Source organism: Prevotella sp. AM42-24 (assembly GCF_003461825.1).
GTDB lineage: Bacteria > Bacteroidota > Bacteroidia > Bacteroidales > Bacteroidaceae > Prevotella > Prevotella hominis.
The window spans coordinates 11677-34439 of record NZ_QTXV01000007.1 but is presented as its reverse complement, the minus strand read 5'-3'; the positions used below and the strand labels follow the sequence as shown (position 1 = coordinate 34439).

General features: G+C 43.2%; 20 protein-coding genes. 8 read left to right on the top strand and 12 right to left on the bottom strand.

Annotated elements, in window-relative coordinates:
• Positions 1 to 169: 169 nt before the first annotated feature.
• From DW917_RS03880 to DW917_RS03850, 7 genes are all read right to left on the bottom strand, one after another.
• Positions 170 to 1960, bottom strand: coding sequence for a hypothetical protein (locus tag DW917_RS03880; RefSeq protein WP_147344113.1), 1791 nt, complete (start codon positions 1958 to 1960; stop codon positions 170 to 172).
• 23 nt (positions 1961 to 1983) lie between these two features.
• Positions 1984 to 4101 (bottom strand): hypothetical protein, encoded by a 2118-nt coding sequence (locus DW917_RS03875; protein ID WP_118116651.1) that lies wholly within the window; start codon positions 4099 to 4101, stop codon positions 1984 to 1986.
• Positions 4102 to 4120: 19 nt separating this feature from the next.
• On the bottom strand, positions 4121 to 5794 hold the full coding sequence (locus tag DW917_RS03870; RefSeq protein ID WP_118116649.1) for a hypothetical protein: 1674 nt from the start codon (positions 5792 to 5794) through the stop codon (positions 4121 to 4123).
• Between the two features lie 15 nt (positions 5795 to 5809).
• A complete protein-coding gene (locus DW917_RS03865) occupies positions 5810 to 6952 on the bottom strand; it encodes a FimB/Mfa2 family fimbrial subunit (protein ID WP_118116646.1) in 1143 nt (380 codons plus the stop codon).
• Positions 6953 to 7220: 268 nt separating this feature from the next.
• Positions 7221 to 8654: an Mfa1 family fimbria major subunit gene (locus DW917_RS03860; RefSeq protein WP_118116644.1), complete on the bottom strand. Its 1434-nt coding sequence runs from the start codon at positions 8652 to 8654 to the stop codon at positions 7221 to 7223.
• A 221-nt stretch (positions 8655 to 8875) separates the two neighbouring features.
• Positions 8876 to 10303: a DUF3868 domain-containing protein gene (locus DW917_RS03855; RefSeq protein WP_118116642.1), complete on the bottom strand. Its 1428-nt coding sequence runs from the start codon at positions 10301 to 10303 to the stop codon at positions 8876 to 8878.
• A 74-nt stretch (positions 10304 to 10377) separates the two neighbouring features.
• On the bottom strand, positions 10378 to 10962 hold the full coding sequence (locus DW917_RS03850; protein ID WP_022109766.1) for a DUF3575 domain-containing protein: 585 nt from the start codon (positions 10960 to 10962) through the stop codon (positions 10378 to 10380).
• A gap of 413 nt (positions 10963 to 11375) precedes the next feature.
• Between DW917_RS03850 and DW917_RS03840 the strand changes: the two genes are divergently transcribed.
• Positions 11376 to 12332, top strand: a complete 957-nt coding sequence (locus DW917_RS03840; RefSeq protein ID WP_158570067.1) for a LuxR C-terminal-related transcriptional regulator — start codon at positions 11376 to 11378, stop codon at positions 12330 to 12332.
• A 60-nt stretch (positions 12333 to 12392) separates the two neighbouring features.
• Here the strand turns inward: DW917_RS03840 and DW917_RS03835 are convergent, their stop codons facing one another.
• Positions 12393 to 13910 (bottom strand): NAD(P)H-hydrate dehydratase, encoded by a 1518-nt coding sequence (locus DW917_RS03835; RefSeq protein WP_118116636.1) that lies wholly within the window; start codon positions 13908 to 13910, stop codon positions 12393 to 12395.
• 133 nt (positions 13911 to 14043) lie between these two features.
• On the opposite strand from DW917_RS03835, the gene hpt reads away from it, so the two are divergent.
• From hpt to pgeF, 4 genes are all read left to right on the top strand, one after another.
• Complete coding sequence (gene hpt, locus DW917_RS03830; protein ID WP_118116634.1) at positions 14044 to 14580, top strand: hypoxanthine phosphoribosyltransferase; 537 nt, start codon at positions 14044 to 14046, stop codon at positions 14578 to 14580.
• A 48-nt stretch (positions 14581 to 14628) separates the two neighbouring features.
• Positions 14629 to 15201, top strand: a complete 573-nt coding sequence (locus tag DW917_RS03825; RefSeq protein ID WP_022109761.1) for an adenylate kinase — start codon at positions 14629 to 14631, stop codon at positions 15199 to 15201.
• 168 nt (positions 15202 to 15369) lie between these two features.
• Complete coding sequence (gene obgE, locus DW917_RS03820; protein ID WP_022109760.1) at positions 15370 to 16530, top strand: GTPase ObgE; 1161 nt, start codon at positions 15370 to 15372, stop codon at positions 16528 to 16530.
• A gap of 3 nt (positions 16531 to 16533) precedes the next feature.
• Positions 16534 to 17373: a peptidoglycan editing factor PgeF gene (pgeF, locus tag DW917_RS03815; protein ID WP_118116632.1), complete on the top strand. Its 840-nt coding sequence runs from the start codon at positions 16534 to 16536 to the stop codon at positions 17371 to 17373.
• A gap of 65 nt (positions 17374 to 17438) precedes the next feature.
• Here pgeF and DW917_RS03810 read toward each other — a convergent pair whose 3' ends face one another.
• Entirely contained in the window at positions 17439 to 17636 is a 198-nt protein-coding gene (locus DW917_RS03810; protein ID WP_022109758.1) for a hypothetical protein, read from the bottom strand.
• Between the two features lie 61 nt (positions 17637 to 17697).
• Positions 17698 to 18882, bottom strand: coding sequence for a phosphoribosylaminoimidazolecarboxamide formyltransferase (locus tag DW917_RS03805; RefSeq protein ID WP_233524625.1), 1185 nt, complete (start codon positions 18880 to 18882; stop codon positions 17698 to 17700).
• Positions 18883 to 19051: 169 nt separating this feature from the next.
• Between DW917_RS03805 and DW917_RS03800 the strand changes: the two genes are divergently transcribed.
• Positions 19052 to 19384, top strand: coding sequence for a hypothetical protein (locus tag DW917_RS03800; RefSeq protein WP_022109756.1), 333 nt, complete (start codon positions 19052 to 19054; stop codon positions 19382 to 19384).
• Positions 19385 to 19480: 96 nt separating this feature from the next.
• On the opposite strand, the gene rplS is transcribed toward DW917_RS03800, so the two are convergent.
• Positions 19481 to 19846, bottom strand: coding sequence for a 50S ribosomal protein L19 (gene rplS / locus DW917_RS03795; RefSeq protein ID WP_118116630.1), 366 nt, complete (start codon positions 19844 to 19846; stop codon positions 19481 to 19483).
• A 202-nt stretch (positions 19847 to 20048) separates the two neighbouring features.
• Between rplS and DW917_RS03790 the strand changes: the two genes are divergently transcribed.
• Together DW917_RS03790 and DW917_RS03785 are read left to right on the top strand one after the other, a co-directional pair.
• A complete protein-coding gene (locus DW917_RS03790) occupies positions 20049 to 20825 on the top strand; it encodes a 5'-nucleotidase C-terminal domain-containing protein (protein ID WP_370453510.1) in 777 nt (258 codons plus the stop codon).
• A 71-nt stretch (positions 20826 to 20896) separates the two neighbouring features.
• Positions 20897 to 21736, top strand: coding sequence for a bifunctional UDP-sugar hydrolase/5'-nucleotidase (locus DW917_RS03785; RefSeq protein ID WP_233524626.1), 840 nt, complete (start codon positions 20897 to 20899; stop codon positions 21734 to 21736).
• Between the two features lie 125 nt (positions 21737 to 21861).
• Here DW917_RS03785 and DW917_RS03780 read toward each other — a convergent pair whose 3' ends face one another.
• Positions 21862 to 22614, bottom strand: a complete 753-nt coding sequence (locus tag DW917_RS03780; RefSeq protein ID WP_118116628.1) for a porin family protein — start codon at positions 22612 to 22614, stop codon at positions 21862 to 21864.
• Between the last annotated feature and the right edge of the window lie 149 nt (positions 22615 to 22763).

Sequence of the window (22763 nt, the reverse complement as noted above, 5' to 3'; positions counted from 1 at the left end):
AAAAGGCAACAAAAATGTGCAGTTTTTCAAAAAATGAATGTCGTGGAGCTATAGAAGGTGAGTTCAACTCGGCAACTATATCTCCGACGACCAGTTTAAATAGTTTTCGCTATTTGGTGTTCTTAGTAAAAGTAAATGATATTTAATGATTCTGTAAAATCCGTTGTTTTTATCTATATGTAAAAGTAATTTCTTTAGCCTTTGTCTTCACGTTTGCTGCGTTTATATAGCCTCCGTTGTAGTAGCTGGCTTTCACATAGAACTTACCCCGAGTACCGGATGTGTTGACTCTCATGTTCTTGATGGTAATGGTCTGTGTCGTACCCACTACGCTGGCAGATTCATATTTCACAACAAACCAGTTGTTCCATCCTTTTCCTCCATCTACTTCCGCAGTAGAACCTACTTCTATACCGCAATTCTGCGGATTGATATCATTAGAAGCGATTTTGATTTCTATTGGAAGCAATTCCTTCGGATAGTTAGCCGGAATCTTGAATTTCAGTTGTGCTGTGGCGCTGATATCCTTACCCATCGTAGCAGGGAACTCAAACTCATATTCCATATTCTTGATGGTATAGATGTGGATATTTCTGCTCAGACCATGCTTCTTGTCCAACAGTCGGATGATTCCTTCCTTCATGGAATTATCAATGGTGCTCAATGTATAATGAATGCTTCCTTCGCCATTATTGAATGTAATGACAGGAGTCTCATTGATAGCACAATTGGTATTCTTCATCCAAATTGCTTCAAAGTCATTTGCGGTAATGTCGGTATCGCCAGCATACTTGAAGGAAATACTTTGTGCTGCAGTAGCTCCCTCGTTCAAGAGAATATAGGTGCCATTTGTGATACTGAGGGTATATTTTCCGTCAGAAACTTCTGGTACAATGTCTTCTACTACAATCCAAGGGTTGTTGGCTGGTGTTCCATTTACGGCTGCATCAAAGCTGTCATAGCCCAATGAAGCATCCAGTTTCTTCACCTTAATCTTATAGATGTGGTTTCGCTTGATGCGGTAGAGCTGGTTGTCCTTGTCCTGCAAAAGTACGAGGAAACGTTTGTGGGTACCGTTCTTGTAAGTTGCCCAGAGAATAACCTTCAGCGGTTTGCTGGCATCATTGCGATTCTCAAAGGTATAGGCGATATTCTCCATCTGTCCCTCAGAACCCTGGTATGTCTTCTGGTCTTTGGTAGGAGTGATATAATCAGGGTTCCATACTGCCATCTCATGGGTGTCAGGGAAGGTGAGGTCTGTCTTGAATGGAGCAATCGTACCGTGTTCCGGACCGTCGTAGATAGATACTATCACCTTTTTAATTTCGTTAGCCACCTCGTCTTCCAGTTCAACCTTCACCTTGGCTCTGTCTCTGATGAGATGTATCACAGGCTTGTCGGCTCCACCATTGAGGAAAGCTTTCATCTCCTCCGGCGTATTTTTCTTGACATATCCCCAATAGACGATTTTTTGAGACTGATCTTCTCCAGCGCTTGATTCGAATGAAGTCATGAGCATATTCTCATGCATTCCGATCCATTTAGGAGATTGGGTGATGTCCAACATAGCATTGGCAACAAAGTGGATTCTTGCGGTAGAATTTGGTATTGTAGCCTTGATGCCTTTTGGATTGCTGCTGCCGTTTTCCAGGATATCTCCTTTAGGCGTTGTTTCAAGCGAAAGATCTTTTGCAAGTCCTAAGAAGAAACCGTCCTTGTCGAAGCAGAAAAGCTGGATGTCTTCTGCCCGGTCAATACCTTCATTACCGTATGTCTGACTTCTGGTTATGGTCTGGTTCTCCTCATAGCTCGGAATACCAACATAAGTGGTAATGGTATATTCGTTTCCTTGTTTTTCCCAAAGCTCAGAAGGACCATTCTCAACCATGTCGTTTGTGCAGGCTGTCAGCATAGCCAACAGTCCTGCAATCATACTCATATAATATTTTAAATGTTTCATAATAGTGCCTCCTTTGTGATGGTTTATTCTTTCTTGTTTTCTAATGCAGTTACCTCTTCAGGTGTAAGGTCGCGGACGCAGCGTACGAATCCTTCATCAGAACCTTTCGGATTTGCTGTTACCAGGTTTCCACTCAAAGACCAATATGAATAGCCTCTAAGGACCTCTGTTACGACATCCTGACCAGATTTGTATTGGTAGTTTACAATCACTTTGATTTCCGATTCCGTAGGAAGTCGCCAATTGTCATAACGGGTTCCGTCTGTTCCTACTTCTACATAGTCATCACAGTGCTTGGATGCTTTGACTCCTTTGCTGAAACTGAGTACGGTCCCGAGCTGAGATGCCAGAGCAAAAGCTGGTGATACTACGTTTTCTGAAGACAACTTTGTGGTCGGATTGATGTTGTTTACATGCCCAATCGTATAGTCTCCGTTGGTGTGCGTAATTTGAACCACATACATGTTGTTGTTAGATTGGTCTTTTCTTGCTTTATTCAGAGTGGCTTGGTATGCATTTTCTTTATATTCATCTTGGTATTCCCAAATATATGTGCCTTCTATGATATCTGACCACCAACCCCATCCTTCTTGTACCTTACCATAGGTATAAACCTTTGCCGTGAAGTTTTCATCAGATGATGTCTTGCTGGTTTTGTGGGCTTTTTGATGTTCTTGCCAATCAATCCATCCGTCCAGACTCTTGGTAGAGTACCATCCTGCAATGGCCTGTATGTATTCCAATGGATATTGCTTGATGGTTACCTGTTCTGTCTTCTTGTTTTCTCCTTCACCGCAGGATATGGTAAACTTGATGTATTTTACGGTCAACGGAACAAATTCTTTAGCTTGGATATTGACGATACCCTGGTCTTTCTTCTCAGTATGACCATTGGCGAAATTCAGACTGATTTGTGGATAAGTAGTAGTTCCTGACTCAACCATCTTCTTTGCGCCGTTCTTGTCGTAATAATAAACTTCGTCTATTTGGACAGTACAAGCATCGGAAGCATAGAATTGGATCGTCTTGTTATCCACTTTCTCATTTCTCATGATATGGAAGGTAGGGGTAACCAGGAGATAACTATGCTTATCGGCATTGATAACGGTTTCTTCGCCTTCTGTCCATTTCATCACGTCGTATTGGATATCCGCCTGGGTTCCATAGACGATTTCAGTACTGCTGCCACGATTGGTAATGTTGGCATTGACGGTATAGATATGGTTGCGTTTCAACTCTGTTTCGTTGATGTCACGTACTGGTATGCTATAGAAGTTGTCTGTGGTTTCGCCAACGGCTCCTTCTCCTTCAGCATCTTCTGAAATCTTGGTCAGCGGTACTTTCACGATCAACTTAGGCATCTGCTCCGTATTGTCCCATTGGGTAGCATAGCTGTAGGTGGTAATGGTAAAGTTTCCGTTTTCACCCATAGCACTTTCGTAAGCTCCACTCATATTGCCCAAAGTCTTGGCAGAGTTCTCGCCGAAGAATGTGGTAGCAGTATTGTAGTTCTGGAAATTCCAGCTTGGATTGCCAACTGTGTATCCAGGCACATTGATGTTGAGCTTTACCAGGATTTTAGCTGCTGCACGGCAGAGACTGGTTTGAATGGTTTGGCGGGCAGCTGTTGTTACGAGATAATCGGTCGTGCTGCTCATCAGGAAGTTCTTGCCGGGATTGGTATTCGTCTGGTATGGTTTCCAGATGTCTGCATCCGTCTGGGTCTTTCCTGCTAATTCGCTCAGAACATTGATGCCTTGCAGTGATTCCTTGGCATTGGCAATGGTAACAACCTGGTAAGTTTCATTTTCTACCAGCTGGTTCTTGTCTTTCCAGTTGCCCTGGTCCAAAGTAGCAGTAGTACCTTGAGTCATGCCTGGCAACGTCTTGCCCAACTTGAGCGTTGCGTCGGCTTTACCAAAGATTTTCACATCGAGTTTATCCAACTTAGCCTCGTTGAGGCTCATGTCGGATGCAACTCTTGTCTTGGCATCAGTCACCTGTGGATAAATGCTGAGGCTCTCTTCCATTCCGATGGTATCGTTGAAGGCATCTTCCCCAGCGCACCCGGATAAGAGTACGCCCATGATGAAGGTCAGCATTGCTTTCCAGGTTCTGTTATATTGATAATTGATCTTCATGATGGTGTCATTTTAAATGTTACTTCACTTGAACAAAACTGATTTCCGTAGAGGTTCCTGGCAATTTTTCTTCGCCTTCACCCACGTTGATGAGTGCTTTGTTGCTTGGAACAATCGTCAAGAAGACATTTGCATGATAGTTGTGTGGATTTGCCATATCAAGAATCTTCTTAGGCACTACATAGAAGCTGATGGTTTCCTTGTTGCCGTTGCCTTCCAAGGTGTTCTTGATTTCTCCACTTTCGTCTCCCGCTATCACAAATCCGAAGACTGGATTGTTGCTCTGGAGAATCCATTTCCTGCCACCTGTATAGATGTTTTCGAAGGTAATCTTCGGTCCCCAGGTAGGCTCGTTGAAAGCTACTTGTATGCCTCCGTCATGGGTTTGATAATCGCCTTCTACGATGGTATGGATTTCTACCTTATCTACATAGTTGTACTTTCCGCCATCTTCCCAGTCGAGTACGGTAGGGTTGATTTGCAACTTGCCGCCTTCGAGGAAGTATGCATAGACTACCAACTCGTGGTTGCGTGCTGCAGGCTTCATGTTGGAAGGTATCGTGAAGGTGGTACTTTGCTCTGGAGAGTCCTCACTCAGTTTGAAATAAATTCTACCTGTGATAGGTCGGTTGCTCTCTCTGAGATAAGTACGGTGCTGGGATACGAAGTTGGCTCCATCCAGACGCGTCATGTATTCAGCTGCTTTTTCACTGCTTCCTCTGTGGAAAGTTGTTGGGTCTGCAACACTGGTAATGTATCTGTTGGAAACTCCTCCGAGCGTCACCTTTGAGTGTACGTAAGCGGTAGTTCCATTATACTGGGTGGAGATGAGTCCTTCAGTCTCGCGGTATGCATAGGTGGTTGCATCAGGGAAGACATAACTGGCTTGTGGTATGATATCCTCGTCCAATTCTATCTTGGTGATCAATGCCTCTTCTGTTCCTCCATCAGCCTTTCTTGCGAAGAAGAAGTGCAACTTAGAAACGGCTCTTACCAACGGAATGATTACGCTCTTGGCTGCAGCAGCAGTTTCTGTATCTGCCACATGGTCTGCTACAGAGATATGGGTGATGACTCTTGACAGTGGAAGTCCTGTAGCAGGAACTTCTGTTGCCTGAGCTTTACCTTCACCGTTGATGCCGAACTGACTCTTGATGACCATTTCCTTCAACTGCTTGCGAGTCAACATCTTGTTGGCAGTATTATCTGGGAAAATACCCTCGATGCTTTCCGCATTTGCCAGAATGAAAAGGTCGAGATTCTCAAGTTCGTTTCCTCCAGATTTGCGAGGAATTTTCATGCTTACTGTCTTTACGGCAGTTTCGCCGTTGACAGGAGTGGTGAGAATTTCTTCTCTATAGCTTACTGCGATGGCATCATCACCTGTAGAGTTGGAATTGAAAGCCCAAACTCTGATGCTGTGGATGCTGCTTTCCGTAGCAGGATTGGCTGGGTTGCTGTCGAAGTCATCAGCTCTACTCATCGCCGCCCTTGACTCGGTAGGAGAGGAAGTAAGAAAACTGAGATTCAAATAGGTCTCGCTGTCGTCATTGGCAGTGCCTGGACCATAATCGTCATAGACGCATGATGTGAAGACGCTGATGGCTAAAAGCGAGAGTAGCAATGCCGTGAGTGCCATCAAGAAGGTCTTGATTCGATTCCTTCTTTCGTATAATTTAATGAAGTCATTCATAGCGTCCTCCTTTCTTTATTGATTATTACCTAATTCTGTATCTTTGATATTGACATTCCAACCATTGACATTCACCTTGGTGATCATGTTGTAATCTCTCTTGTCCGATACGTAGAACATCAGAACGTAATGGTCTTCACGGTCCAGATATTCCTGATCATCCCAATTCTGGTTTACCTTTTCTCCGCAAAGGGCAAGGAACCAAGGGAGAGAATGATTGAATAATTCTATAGGATTATCCTTATCACGCAGGTCGGTGATAATGATGCGCTTGTCATCATAATTGTTTTTGTCACCATCCCTTACGGCACGTCTGTCATTCTGTCTTTCGAACATACGAGAAGATGAGAGATCGTAAATCAAGGCCTGATCTACAGGTTCTTCATTCACCTCGGTATGTGCACCGTCATAGTTTGCTCTGCGCTCCATGTTGTATGGCAAGTAGGTGATTTTTTCGTTCTTCACTTTCTCTCCTTTGTGATCGAGCCATGCTGCAGAACCTTCGATGCGAACGTCGAAATTCTCAGGTTTGAAATCCGCCTGGTCGTTCTCGTAAGGGAGCAATACGATGCGGTAAGTCTTGGTACACTTCATTAAGCTGAGTGTAGAAGTCACTACTGTACCTTCGTTTCCATTTTGGTTCAGCCGCTGGAAGTCCACCTGGGTCTTTGCGGTGTATAAGGCTGCAAACTCCTTGTCGTTCTTGATTTCTTCGCCATTGTCCTTACCCATCCTTTCGGTCAGGTCGTCAATGGTAGAAACGCCCGGTGTAAGAGAAGCAAAACTGAACTCCATCTCGTCATCTTCTGCTCTTGACATCACCTGACGGTCGCGAGCCAGACATACGAAGGTATATTTCCCATCCTTCAGACCCGTAATTTCCATCGTGTGTCCAGTTTCAAACTTTTCTCGGCTTTCGATATAAGAGTCAAAGAATTTGCCGTTTTCATCAAAGGCATAAACGTTGATATTCTTAACTTCAGCGGCGAAAGCGTCAGCTTGTTTCACGTTATATGTATAGTCGAACTGGAGAGCCACTTTACTTATTGCAGGCGGGCAGCCGTCCATGTCTTCCTTGATGCAAGAAGACATTGTGGTTAGTGCTATGGCTGAGAAACATACCAATTTAAACCAGTTGTTGTTGATGAATTTTGCCATATCGTTAAATCTTTATATTGTTAATATTCTTAGAAAAGTTCTCTTGAGTTATCTGGAGTGCCCTGCTTTTAGTAGGGCATCGTTGATTTCGTCTTTGGGGTGCTTTACTGGAAGCACTGGGTAATCCCATCTTTCTGTGGGTTGTCCCATCTTTCGGATGGAGGAGGTAGTAGGGGGTGAGTTTTATATCACTGTCTTATGGAGGCTTCGTTCTTGATTCTTTGGAGGAAATCTTTCGGAGGCAATGCCCCCGAAAGATTGATGATAGTTACTTCAACTGAATATTAGTAGAGTTAAGTACCCAAGGGTTGATAGCTACTGTTACATTCATGTAGTAGTTAGGCTGGATATCGTCTGGAGTTGGTCCATTAGGAACATCCTTACCTAAGTCGTAGATACCATCCACATTCAAGCGATAGATGCTGTTGCGGAGAATTGAGTAATAACCTTCACGTACGTAGTAGTTGTCCGTAATGGTGTAGCAGTAGTACATCTTACCTGCACGGTAAACTTCGATGTTGTTGGCCTTGCGGAAGTTTGTTAACTTTTCGCCTTCCTCGATCAAGTTGCCGTTTGCATCCTTAATATTATTTACCACTTCTGCTGCTGTGAGCTCTCCGAATGGGTTACTTACTTCCTCGTCTGCCATCAAATCTGCGATACGGGTGTAAAGCTTGCCGTCATAGCGATAGAATGTGCCATCTGCGAAGTCTGCATTTGCCTTAGCACTTTCTGTCAATGTGGCCTTGATGCAGAAGTAGATTGATGTTGCATCATCCTTTTCAGTTGTTGTATTCTCAAACATATAGTTCTTAGGAGTACGGGCGTTGGTGGTGAAATTCTCAAGACCTGCAGCCTGATACTTGGTACCGTACTCTGTTGTTGGCTTGTAGTAAGGAGTAGTTCCTGCAATCAGCGCATTGAGTGTCCACTTACCTGTTGTGTTCCAATTCTGCACTACGTAAGAGTTGTTGTTCAAGTTTGACAGTGCGTATGTGTCATAAACTACACCTTCCAGATAATCCTCAAAGTTCTTGGTGGTAGTTTCTGGCTTTCTTTCAATCTTGTTTACATCTACGGTAGGAGCATCTACTCTTGCTACAACTCGGTCGAGAGAGATCTGGGTAGCAATGGCAGGGGTAGCCTCGTTCTTGTTGTCTGCTGTAAATTTGACAGTACTATGAGCTGCCTGCTTGTTCTCGTCGTTCTGGTTGAACATCACGAAATGGTTGTTGCCTGCATAGTTTGCACCTCCAACTGTTGATCCTTCAAATGCTGCATTGGCTGCGAGAGGATAGTCCAATTCTGCGTTTGCCAAGAAGTAAACGGTGTATGGTGTGTTCTCTTTCACTTTGGTTACACTCACTTTGATAGGCTTGGTCTCACCAACTGTTGTCTGGGTAGGAGCTGTCTTCCAGTCGCTTGCCGTTACGTTCTTCTTGAAGATTCTTTCTGTACCTTGATAGATATAGATGGTACCAGATGTGATGGTGCTTTCCTCTACTGTTCCGTTCTCAGGGTCAGATTGGGTAGTTCTGGTAGCATCACCAGCAGAACCTTTTACTTGGATAGTCATGTTATAGAAACCATCTACTGTTTCCTGACCAGTGGTAGGAGACATTGTGTCATCAGTGCTGCAACTGTTGAATGTGAATGCTGCTATCGCTAACATACTCATTGCGAATAGATTTAATTTCTTCATAATCTTAAGTTCTTAAAACGTTAAACAATTATTTTACTTATACATTAATTCTAAAAAAGAAGTTTCGCATATTTTGTAGCAAAAGTTATTTGCTTTTTTTATAAACCTTCTTAAACTTAATTCTCTTTACAATTTATGAGTCATCTTTTACTTATGAAATCCTCTTTTGTTGAATAATCATCTTTTACTATACATTATATATATAGATATTCATCTTTTGATTACATCCTTCTAAGAAGTTCCTGAAGATTGATCTTGGCTTCCTTCAAACCAGCCTTATCTGCTTTTTCGAAGTAGGTCTTGGCAGTCTGATAATCATTCTTCAGAACAGCAAGTGCGCCTTTAGCGTTGTCCACTTCCGGACCATTTCCAGCCTTCTTCAAGTAATTCTCTGCGCTTACCTTATCGCCTCTGTCGATGGCAGTATAGGCTGCATTGAGATTAGCAAGTTCTTCCTCTGGGAACATCTTTACGGCGATATCAAATACCTCATTGTATTCCTTGCTTCCCTTTTCGTAACTGTTGGCTACTGCATACATCTCTTCGAGGGATAGCTTTTGTGGACGGGTCTTGATAATCTTGCGAGCTTCTTCGAGATTGAAATGTCTTACGTCGTAATTGATTTCATATTCGGTGCGGCGCAAAGGTGGATATACTTGGTTGATAAGATATCTGTGTGCATCTCCTGCCTTGGCTGCAATCGCTCTTTCCATTTCGTCCGGTCCCATGTTGCTGTTGAGGATGTTCAGCACGGTTGCCTTCTGCGGGATGTTGTTCTTGGCTACGTAGTCACGCACTCCCTGCCAGTCTTCTGCAGTAGAGGAGAACTTGAACAGTTTCATTTCCACTGGATAGAGGTTGCGCAGATAGTCATAAACGGCTTTAGTACGGTTCTTAGCCAATTTCTCATTGTTGGCATAGCTGCCGTCTGGGGAGGCGTAACCATGTAGTGAAATCGAAGTGATGTGTACGTCTGCGTCGTTCTTCACCAGGTCGATGGTCTTGCGCATCTTGTCTAATTCTGCTTGATTGTTGCCTAGTTTTGTGTTGATAATTGCTTTATTGATATGAAAATTGAGTTGTGCCGTACCCTTTTCCTGTCGGTTCTTGATAGGTTCTGCCTTAGGTCTCACGTATGCATATTGCAATTTCATTGGTCCTGGCAGGGCTTCACCGATGCGGCTGAACAAACCGTTTTCAACAATAGCTTGGTTACATCCGCAGACATCTTGTCCGACAACGAGTTGTGAGTTGTTCATCCACTCGCGATATGGAGTTGTATAAGCATAATGTATGGTCTGGGCTTCCTTATTGTTACGTCTGGTAACGATAAGTGGTTTTTGGGTGGCAGTCTTGTTGTTGCGCTGGTAATAGATGTAGCGTTTGCGTCCCATGATTTCCACCGCAGGCATTTTGAGCGTATCTTGCTGGTTGACGATCATCGGTATGATGACGGTTCCCTTATTGCTTTTCACCTGAAGGTTGTCAAGCTTGAAATCCATATTGACAGCAACGTTATTGCCTGTTTTTTTCACTTCCTTGTTGAGAAGGCTCACTTTTCCACCTACCAATTGCTGTGCTTTGGCAGGCATACAGAGCAGAATGACTGCTGCTGCGAGGCTTAATTTGATGATATGAAATGTTCTCATAATTGAAGTCTTTTACTAAATGATAGAAACAATGTAATGCCTAAATGATAAGAATACTACCTTGCTGATGTCGTTTAGAAGACATACACCAGGTTGATGGCTGCCTTGGTAGGGCCTACGTAGTGGTGGCTCTTGTCACTTTCTACTTTCTCGCCGCATTTCTCACATTCGTATTGGTCATACTTGGAGAAAACGTACCCTAATCCCAACTCTGCTTCCAAGTTCCAGTGCTTGGAGAGTGTCCAGGTGTAGCCGTATGCGATTCCGGCTCCTATCATCCATCCCTCGAAGCGATGTTCTTTCAACTTGGAGAAATCTGTTCCCAGTAACATGAAGTCTGCATCAATATTACCTATATTATACTGTCCACCCAAGGCATGGAAACCAAGGAAGTGACCCATCATCTTGTTGCAGAACCAATATCGTGCTTCAGGTTGTACGATCCAATGCTTCCACTTCTTATTGTCAGAGAAAGACCAAGGATTATAATTTCCCGACAGATCGAATGTCCATTTCGGTGCAAGGCTGAACTCAACTCCAAGATTGAAGGTGGTTGTTGCATCATACAAGAGGTTGGTCTTGATGGCTGCCTTTTGGGCTATTGCCGAATAGGAAAATCCTATGCAGGCAATCATTGTTATAATCATCTTTTGCTTCATAATCTTATGTTTTATGATTTTGTTCTTATTTATTATTCTTTTAAACTTTGAAGTTCTTAGAAAAATTACTTTTATGATTTTTGTCTTTTACTTTTTTATTGATTTTAGAAATCATTACTTTTATCTTTCCTCTAAACTTTGTAAGTTCTTAGAATCGTTAAATGGTAGATTTTTTGTTCTTTCTGGTGGCAAATTTATAATGAATTCTCTTTGGTTGCAAGTTTTTTAGCACTGAAAAATGCGATTTTTTCTACATTTACAACTAAAAAACACTGAAATTTACCCCTAAAAACTAAAAAAATCCCCAAAAAGGATACGAATCTCAAAATAAAAGCGTATTTTTGCGAAAAAGATGATCGTTAACTTTTTGATAGAATTATTGTATGAAAGGTCTTAGTAATAGTACGGTGAAAATGATACGATTTATAGAATTGTATCTTTGTCCACAATATTGTGGTGTGATTGATAGAAGAAGAGTGATAGCTTATCTGTTCTTTACACTGATAGAAGCTGTTGTGATTCCTCTGCATTTCTTTTTGTTTCTGATGTTCTGGGAGCCTATGGGCTTTGGTCTTACCTGTGCCCATCTGATAGCTTTCGCTGTCATCCAATGGACCATCTGGAAGCAAAGTTTAAGTTTTGATAATGGTTTGGCTGCCCTGCTGATGCTGGCTGCTGGTAAACTGATGATTGACAGTATATTCTGTATTTCTTTTGGAGTTGTCGAAGATCATATCTCTGTTTTGGGTAATGTCTTCGTCATGATGGTTATCGGAATTACCGCTCTCAGTCTGATGTTGCGTAAAACGGCTTTGGTCGTAGCTCTGGCGATGATTCCTGCATTGGCTTTATATGTTTATATGGAACCTTCTGTTACCTTATGGCTCTCATTGAAGCCTTTACTCGTGGGTATATTGATGTTCGGCTATGTCTATACCTATAATATGAGTAAGGTGACTAAAGGATTGCGCCAACCGCGTGAAATCAATCAGGAAGAGAAGAAGGCATTGGAAATGCTTGCCAATATTCGTGATTTGGATCATGATAAAGCAGAAAGTTTGCTGGAAAGACTTACTCCTGAAATGCGTCAGCGTATTGTGGGGCTTGCCACTGAGCGGTTGAGAAAGGAAGAAAGGGAACTCTTAGCTTGGGATCTGGTATGTGTGGAATTGACCAAAAGCGAAAAGGTTATCTGCAAATTGATATTGGAAGGAAAGACGCTGAAGGAAATCTGTTCTATACTCAACAAGTCTGAGTCTAATATCACCAGCCAGCGCTGTCATATTCGCAGAAAACTGAAAATGGGACGTAAGGATGATTTGCGACGTACTTTGGAATTAAAAATAATAGAGGTAAGAGATGCGCTTTAGGCCATCTCTTACCTCTATTACTTTTATGTCAACCGTTCATTGATGTTGATGAACTGTCTTTTAATCTTCCATTCTCAGGAAGGCTTTAGGCAGATAGTCTATGAGATCTCCTGCGATGAGGCTCTCCTTGCCCAGATCTTTTATAGCTAAGTCGCCTGCGAGTCCATGAAGATACATGCCTATTTTGCAAGCTTCTGCCTGTCTGTAACCTCGGGCCAATAAGGCTGTGATAATGCCTGTCAAGACATCTCCGCTGCCGGCAGTAGCCATTCCGCTGTTGCCTGTTGAATTGAATTCGATATGCCCGTTTGGCAAACAAAGTGCAGAATAGTGTCCTTTGAGAATGATGTAAGCCTGGAGCCGCTCTGCCAATTCACTGGCTTTCATCAGCCGTTCGTAACTGTTTGCACAGGTGTTACCTACCAGACGGTCTAATTCCTTAGGGTGGGGAGTCATGATGATTCCCTTCGGCAGTTGCTGCATCCACGCTCTATGACTTGCCAGAATATTGATGGCATCTGCATCTACGACGAGTGGACAGGCTGTACGTCGTATTTGTGCAATCAGGGCGATGGCTGTTCCTTCGTTAATACCTAATCCCGGACCGATTCCGACGGCATCAAAGGCGTCTGCATCTGTAGGTTCACTGAAATAAGTCTCTTCGTGATCCAGTTGGAGGACAGCTTCCGGTACGCTGATTTGCATGATGTCGTAATTTCGCTTGGGCGTATGGGTAGTAACTTTTCCTACACCGGCTCTCAGGCAGGCTTTGGTTGCCAATATGGCTGCTCCTGTCATTCCATAGCTTCCTGCGATGAGAAGCGCATTGCCCATACTGCCTTTGTGGGCAAAGTCGTTGCGAGGTTTCATCATGTGGCGGATATCGCTTTCTTCCAGGATGGAACATTTGCAGTCGGCATTTTGTATGAACTCATGCGAAAGGCGGATATCCAGTACCTTGAGGCGCCCGATGTACTGCTGCATGTCGGCAAGCATCATGGAAAGCTTTTTCTGCTGGAGTGTCAGGGTAAGGTCTGCATGGATGATGTTGGCGTGGATGTTATAGGTGTTGTCTTCGCACATCAGTCCGGACGGGATGTCGATACTTACCACCTTGGCTGCACTCTGGTTGATGTATTTCACCATTGCAGCAAAACCTCCGGCTAAAGGCTTGTTAAGGCCGCTGCCAAACATGCCGTCGATGACAACGGTCTTGTCTGTGAGCTGCGGCGGATCAAGGTTGACCGTAATTTCTGTAAATTGTCTGATCTGTTTGCATTCTGTAAGCCTCTTTTTATTGGCTGCACAGTCTGCAGAGAGTTTATTATGTACGTTAAACAGATATACCGAAACCGGATAACCATCTTCTGCCAGTAGTCGGGCCACCGCAAGCGCATCACCGCCATTGTTGCCAGGACCGGCAAAGACAACAATGGGAGTACGGCTGGACCATTCTTCCTCAATGCTTCGGGTAATGGCTTTAGCCGCACGCTCCATCAGATTGAGCGATGCGATAGGTTCATGCTCGATGGTATATCTGTCCAATTCATGAATCTGAGTACTTGTAAATATCTTCATATTTCTCCTATTTCTCCTATTATTGTGGGGGTGTTCTTTTTCTACAAATGCAAAAGTACTAAAAAAAGCCCGATGAAAGCACGAAGTTTCGTATTTTTTTCGTAATTTTGCACAAAATATTATTTTCAAGACTATGGGTATAGTTAAAATCAAGGACAAAACCTTTAAGACTTCCATTCCGGAAGCAGAGATTTTGAAGAAAGTACAGGTCGTGGCAGACCGCATAAACAAGGACTTTGAGGGTAAGAAACCTGTGTTCTTGGCAGTGTTGAATGGCTCGTTTATTTTTGCTGCCGATTTGATGCGCATGATAACGATACCGAGTGAGATTTCATTTGTGAAATATGCTTCCTATGAGGGCACTTCCTCTACCGGCAGCATGAAGACACTCATGGGTATCAATCAGGATTTGGCTGGTCGCCATGTCATTATTGTGGAGGATATCGTTGATTCAGGTTTTACCATGGCCCACATGATAGAGGAACTCAAGAAAATGAATCCTGCATCAGTAGAAATCTGCTCTCTTCTCGTGAAACCGGGTAACCTGAAGGTTCATCTCGATATCAATTATGCAGTGATGGAAATCCCTAATGATTTTATCGTGGGATATGGGCTGGATTATGATCAGGAAGGCAGAAACCTCCGTGATATCTATACGATAGTGGAGTAAGATTGTGGAAGAATAACAACATATAATTTTATATACATAATAAAGAAGATGAAAAATATCGTAATTTTCGGTGCTCCAGGTGCTGGTAAAGGTACTCAGAGCGACAAGATGATCGAGAAATATGGTCTCGGTCACATTTCTACAGGTGATGTTCTCCGTAATGAAATCAAGAACGGTACAGAACTTGGTAAGACTGCTAAGGGTTATATCGACAATGGTCAGTTGATTCCTGACGAGTTGATGATCGATATCCTCGCAAGCGTATATGATAGTTTTGGTAAAGAGCATAAGGGTGTGATTTTTGATGGTTTCCCACGTACCACTCCACAGGCTGAGGCTTTGAAGAAGATGTTGGCTGAGCGTGGTCATAAGATTGCTGCCATGATTGAGTTGGCTGTTCCTGAGGATGAGCTGATGGCTCGTTTGATCAACCGTGGTAAGGAAAGCGGTCGCTCTGATGATAACGAGGAGACTATCAAGAAGCGTCTCAATGTATATCATACACAGACTGCTCCTCTCATCGATTGGTATGAGAAGGAAGGTATTCATCACCACATCGAGGGTCTCGGTACTGTAGATGAGATCTTCGCTCGTGTTTGCAATGTGATTGACAACCTCTAATGATCATATTTAATGTGTAATGTTTAATGTTTAGTTGGGTTTGCGCCTTGGGTGCAGCTTAATGAAAATTAGGCATTGCACATTACTTTCTTTCAACCAGGAAGAGGATCAATCAGGAAGAGAATCAAACATAAACATTAAACACTAAACATTAAACAATAGAAAAAAATGGCTGAATCCAATTTCGTAGATTATGTAAAAATCAATTGCCGCTCTGGTAAGGGTGGTAAAGGCTCCATGCACCTGCGCCACGTGAAGTACCAACCGAATGGTGGTCCTGATGGTGGTGATGGCGGACGTGGAGGAAGCATTTATCTTCGCGGCAACCACAACTACTGGACGTTGCTGCACCTCAAATATCAACGTCACTTCTTTGCTGAGCATGGTGGTAATGGTGGACGTGATAAATGTCATGGCACTGACGGTAAGGACATCTATATTGACGTACCTTGTGGTACGGTGGTTTACAATGCTGAGACTGGCAAGTACGTTTGTGATGTAACTTATGATGGGCAAGAAGTGCTCCTGCTCAAGGGTGGTCGTGGCGGACTTGGTAATTTCCAGTTCCGTACTTCTACCAATCAGGCGCCACGTTATGCTCAACCAGGAGAACCTATGCAGGAAATGACCATTATCATGGAGTTGAAACTTCTGGCTGATGTGGGTCTTGTTGGTTTTCCTAATGCAGGAAAGTCAACTCTTCTCTCTGCTGTGTCAAGTGCTCGTCCTAAAATAGCCAACTATCCATTTACTACGCTCGAACCATCATTAGGTATCGTGGATTATCGCGATCACCAGAGTTTTGTCATGGCTGATATTCCTGGCATCATCGAGGGTGCGAGCGAAGGAAAGGGACTCGGTTTGCGATTCCTCCGCCATATTGAGCGCAACTCTCTCTTGCTGTTTATGGTACCAGGAGATACGGACGACATCAAGAAAGAATATGAGGTGCTGCTGGGTGAGTTGAAGAATTTCAATCCGGAGATGCTCGACAAGCATCGTGTACTTGCCATCACCAAGTGCGACCTTCTTGACGAGGAACTCATAGAGATGCTCAAGGAAACGCTTCCTACCGACCTGCCCGTGGTTTTCATATCTTCAGTGACAGGACAGGGTATTCAGGAACTCAAGGATATTCTGTGGAAAGAGTTGAACTCAGAGAGTAATAAACTCCAGGAGATTACTGCAGAAGATACGTTAGTTCATCGTGATAAGGATATGTCTCGCTTCCAGCAGGAATTGGCTGATGAAGGTGAGGATATCGTTGAATATATCGATGAGGATGATATCGAGGACGTAGAAGACCTGGATGATTTTGAATACGAGTAAAAAATGATAAAGGAATATCATATAGTCTCTGATGTCATGGCTTTTTCTACCACTCGTCAGGGTGGGGTGAGCCAGGGCAACTATGGTGAATTTAATATCAACGAGTTTTGCGGCGATAATCCGGAATGCGTGGAGGCTAACCGCAAGGCTTTGGCTCATGAACTGGGTGTTGAGGAAAATCTTATTCTCATCCCACATCAGGTTCATGGTGTGGAGGTAAGACAGATTGCAGGTGAGTTCCTTTCAATGCCTGAAAATATCCGTAAAATGGTGTTGGAGGGAGTTGATGCTATTATGACCAATCTGAAAAATGTCTGTGTCGGTGTTTCTACGGCTGATTGTATTCCTGTACTTCTCTATGATGAGGAGCATCATGCCGTGGCTGCCATTCATGCCGGTTGGAGAGGAACCTTGGCTCGCATCGTACATAAGACCATGCAAGAGATGGCTTTTGCCTACAAGACAGAGCCTAAACATCTCAAGGCAGTGATAGGTCCTGGCATCTCTATGGAGAATTTTGAAGTGGGAGATGAGGTTTACGAGGCTTTTGAACAAGCCGCTTTCCCAATGGAAGAAATAGCAGCGCAATATCCTAATGCTGCTTTCAAGGCTAATCCTGAGGAACGTGAGCGTATGGCAGCCGAGGGAAATATTGATCAACCTTTGAAATGGCACATCAATCTGCCACTTTGCAATAAGGAGATTCTTATCCATTGCGGTGTTCTGGAGGAAAATATTCATGATTGCGGCATTTGTACATTTGCTCATTCTGATGAATATTTTTCAGCCCGCAAACTTGGAACTGATAGCGGACGAATTTATACAGCTATTATGCTGAAATAATGATAAAAAAACATCCACGAAGCGCATTTCGGTACGTTCGTGGATGTTTTTTTATATTCTATTGATTACTTTTTCTGCGACTTGCGGTTGGCGCGTTGTTGGCGATATTTAGCTTTCTGACGAGCAGAGCCACTGCCGTGGGCGCCGGTAATGTACTTTTTCTTTTTGGCTTTAGTCTTCACCTTACCGTCGTCGTCCTTTTTAGGACCACCACCGCTTCTGAAGACCATGCCGCCCATGATTATATCGTCTATATCATTCATGTCGTTTTTATATTGAAGGGGGGATGAATTCTTCACTCTTCACTCTTCGTTCTTCATTCAATTAATGGTGGAACAAGCGAACATGTGTGAACGCCATGGCGATACCATATTTGTCACATGTCTCAATAACATTGTCGTCACGGATAGAACCACCAGCCTGTGCGATATATTCTACGCCACTCTTGTGAGCACGCTCGATGTTGTCGCCGAATGGGAAGAAGGCATCACTACCCAGGCAAACACCTGTGTTCTGTGCAATCCATGCTTTCTTCTCCTCACGTGTCAAAGGCTCAGGCTTCTCAGTGAAGAACTGCTCCCAAACACCATCCTGAAGAACGTCTTCCCATTCGTCTGAGATATATACGTTGATGGTATTGTCACGGTCTGCACGGCGGATCTTCTCCTTGAAAGGCAGGTTCATGACTTTAGGGCACTGGCGCAACCACCATTCATCAGCCTTGTTACCAGCCAGGCGAGTACAGTGGATACGGCTCTGCTGACCGGCACCGATACCGATAGCCTGTCCGTCCTTCACATAGCATACAGAGTTACTCTGTGTATATTTCAATGTGATGAGTGCTATGATGAGGTCACGCTTAGCATCTGCAGGGAAATTCTTGTTTTGTGTAGGAATATCCTCGAAGAGAGCTGGATCATCGAGCTTCACCTCGTTGCGTCCCTGCTCGAAGGTAACACCGAATACCTGCTTGTGCTCGATAGGAGCTGGCACGTAGTCAGGATCAATCTGGATGACGCAGTAGGTACCCTTGCGCTTCTCCTTCAACACCTTGATGGCCTCAGGAGTATAACCAGGAGCAATCACGCCATCGCTGACTTCTCTCTTGATGAGGAGAGCTGTAGCCTCGTCACAAACATCGCTCAATGCTACGAAGTCACCATAAGAACACATACGGTCGGCACCACGTGCACGAACGTATGCGCAAGCCAATGGAGACAACTCGAAGTTGACATCATCGCAGAAGTAGATCTTCTTCAAAGTGTCGCTGAGAGGAAGTCCCACTGCTGCTCCGGCAGGAGATACGTGCTTGAAACTTGCTGCAGCTGGAAGACCAGTGGCAGCCTTGAGCTCCTTGACCAATTGCCAAGAATTGAAGGCATCGAGGAAGTTGATATAGCCAGGGCGGCCATTCACTACTTCGATAGGCAGTTCGCTTCCATCCTCCATATAGATTCTGGAAGGTTTCTGATTCGGATTACATCCGTACTTGAGTGCTAATTCTTTCATTGCAAACATGTATTTATTAAGAATTTGCTGCAAAGTTACAAAAAATATCGCATTTTTGTAGCATCGAATCAAACTTTTTTGTACTTTTGCAGGCAATTAGGTAACGATAGAGAAAAAGTAGAGAATACGTTAGTAAAAAGATAAAGAGAATTGCAAATTTCATGATGTTATGAAAAATGACTTAGTACTTCTCACCCATGAGGTAGAGAAGAAAATTGGTAAGAAGATTCATGTAGGTTCTGATTTTGAAAAATTAGCTTCTATCTTCTCTGTGAAACATCATCTCAAGGTGAGTGCACAGGGACTGCACAAGGTGTGGGGATATGTGAGTGGTAAGGAAAAACCTACCCATGAAACGCTCAATAAACTGGCACTTTTCGTAGGGTATCAAAGTTGGGATGATTTTCATGAGGCTCTTCATGGTGAAGATGATGGAAATCTGAGCTATGATACGGATGAAGATCATGAACTGAAGCCTGATTCTTCGGATGATATTGATTGATAGAAAATTGTCTTGTGAAAAAACAAAAAAAGGAGATTCCGCAAATGATTTGCAAGGAATCTCCTTTTTATTTTACTTGGATAGTAATCAAGTGAATTACTCTGCGTTCTTGGCAATAGTCTTCTTCTCAGCGATACGAGCCTTCTTACCAGTGAGCTTACGCAAGTAATACAACTTAGCGCGACGTACTTTACCATGCTTGTTCACCTCGATAGAATCGATAGCTGGTGACTCGATAGGGAAGATACGCTCAACACCTACTGTACCAGACATCTTGCGAACAGTGAAACGCTTCTTGTCACCATGACCAGAGATCTTGATAACAACACCACGGTAGAGCTGGATACGCTCTTTTGTACCCTCGATGATTTTGTAAGCGACTGTGATAGTATCACCTGCCTTGAACTCAGGGAACTTCTTGCCGGTTGCAAATGCTTCTTCAGCAACTTTAATCAAATCCATTTTTTGTATAGAATTAAAAATTGTTTATCGTTCCTGCGCAACATGGTCGGGCAACTCTTCTGCCCAGACAACAGCGGTTACGCCGAAAAGCGGGTGCAAAGTTACGCTTTTTTCTTCTATCTCGCAAATTTTCAACCATTTTTCTTAGTTTTTTCCACAAATATTCGTATCTTTGTGTCATCATGTTTTAAATTTAGTAAGTATGAAGAAAAAAAATAGTGGTAAATGTTTGCTGGCAGCAGCTGCTATGTTGCTGATGGTCAGTCCTTCTGCTGCTCAAAAATACAAGGTGGCAAAGGTGGAACGTACTCGCATTCTCATCGATCAGCGATGGGATGCTAAACCTGATGCTGAGGCTGCCCAGTTTATTGCTCCTTATAAAAATAAGGTGGATAGTATTATGGGGCCTGTTGTGGGTAGTATTGCCCACGATATGACTCGTCATCGCCCTGAAAGCGAACTCAGTAATCTGCTCTGTGATATCTTGGTTTGGGGCGGTAAGCAGTTTGGGGAGCATCCTGTTTTTTCTGTTTATAATATGGGAGGTATCCGAAGCAATCTCGCTAAGGGCAAGATTACTGTGGGCGATGTCAACGACATGGCTCCGTTTGAAAACAAAATCTGCTTTTTGACGCTTACGGGTGATAAGGTCATAGAACTCTTCCAGCAGATAGCTCATCGTGGGGGAGAAGGTTTGAGTCATGCTGTCCGCCTTATTATTACAAAGGATGCCAAATTGAAGGAGGCTACTATCAACGGTCAGCCTGTTGACCCTTCTAAGTCTTATCGAATTGCTACGCTCGATTACCTGGCTGAAGGTAACGACCAGTTAGTGGCTTTCAAGAGCGGTACGGATGTTCTTTCACCTAAGCAGAAAGAAAATAACGTGCGCTATATTATCATGGATTATTTCCGTGAGATGCAGAAGCAAGGAAAGTGCGTGGAGTCTAAGATAGAAGGACGATGCATAGTTGAGTAATGAGAAAAATAAAAGTAGAAATGATGAAGCATACATTATTATATATAGGGATGGCTCTTGCATTTTTTGCAATGCAGCCAGATGCAGCTCAGGCCAAAACGAAAAAGCCGGCTAAAGTGGAGAAACAACTGGTGGTGCTCCATACCAACGATACGCATTCCTGCGTGATGCCTATCAATCCTAATCTCGCTGATACTGCGATGGCAAATCGTGGCGGTTTTCTCCGTCGTGTCGCTATGATTCAGGAGGAACGTAAGGCAAATCCAGACTTGCTGCTTTTTGATAGCGGTGACTTTTCGCAAGGTTCTCCTTATTATTCGCTCTTCAAGGGTGATGTGGAAGTTGGTCTGATGAACGAGATGAAATATGATGCGGCTACGATAGGTAATCATGAATTTGATTTCGGTATCGACAACATGGTGCGTATCTTTAAAATGGCGAAGTTTCCGATTGTTTGCAGTAACTACGATTTTACGGGCACTCCTCTTGCTGACATTGTGAAACCCTATACCATCATCTATCGTAAAGGCGTGAAGATTGGCGTCTTCGGTCTCGGTCCTGAACTGAAGGGCTTAGTAACTGAGGCCAACTATGGTTCTATAAAATATGAAGACCCGATAGCTAAGGCTAATGAGATGGTGAATATTCTGAAAAAGCAGGAGAAGTGCGATGTTATCATCTGCATCTCTCATTTGGGTTGGGATATTGATGGTATTGATGATACTGAAATGGTGTCTGGTACCCGAGATATAGATCTTGTCTTAGGTGGTCATAGCCATACCTATTTTAAGCAGTTGCAGTACCGTAAGAACCTTGATGGTAGGGAAGTGCCTGTTGACCAGAATGGTAAAAGTGCCATTTGGGTAGGCAAGATGATATTGAAGTTAGTTAAGAATACCTCTAAAAAATAGGAACTGAAAAATGCCATAAACGTATTACTTTGTCCACCTCCTGAATCAGAGGTTTCCTAAGTCGTACTTTTATGGCATTTTTTTTTATCTATGTTGTGGATTTGCTCAAATTCTATGATGTGGATTTACTCAAAATAGAATGTCAGTGCAATCATTTTACTATGGGCTTCCTTGGCTGCCAAAGTATATGGTAGCATACTTTTATCTTTCACGTTCTTCACATGATCTTTATCGTATATATTCATGAGTCCATACATGAATTTCAATTCAGGTCGCAGTTTGAAGAATGGAAGATAAAAGTCGCAACCAAGTCCAAGTTCAAGAAAAATATCTGTTTTCTTTAATTGGATGTAGTCGCTTTTATTACCGCTGAGGTTCATCATCGGATTGATACCAGCCATGATATATGGGCGATGATTGTTGAATCTTGGAGCAGAGAAGATGATGTCGAAGGCAGAGGAGATGTATGCCGTCTTCAGTTCTTGCTTTTTATCTTCCTGTTTTACGTTTCCGTCTTCATTGGCGTCTTGCATGATATTGTGGAAGGTAAGGTGTCTTGTTCCAAAATACATGGCAGGAGCTATTCTAAATTGGAAATGGGTGCTCAATCTAAATTCTCCTAATACTCCGACCGTAAATCCAGGATCCCATCTGTCTTGATCGATGGTAACGTTGGAGTTGACTTCCGCTCCATTCTCATCTGTATAGGTGACAGGTCCGGCGTTGATGAATTCCAGGTCTTGCAGGTGAGTACCCACCATCACTCCAAAATGAAATGGGCGCAGGTCTGTATAAGGACGATTCTCTACCGTCCTTTCCTGGGCTAATGCTATTGTGGCAATAAGCCCCATCATGATGCTAAGTATTATTCTTCTCATATACTTTTATAACGTTATTCTTTTCATCTTATTGTGTATAAGTTTATTTCGACTACGTATAAATTATAAAAAAAGTAGTACCTAATTGTAGGTAGTATGAAAAATATTTCCTATCTTTGCATCATTAAATGTTGGTATCCCCAACATGG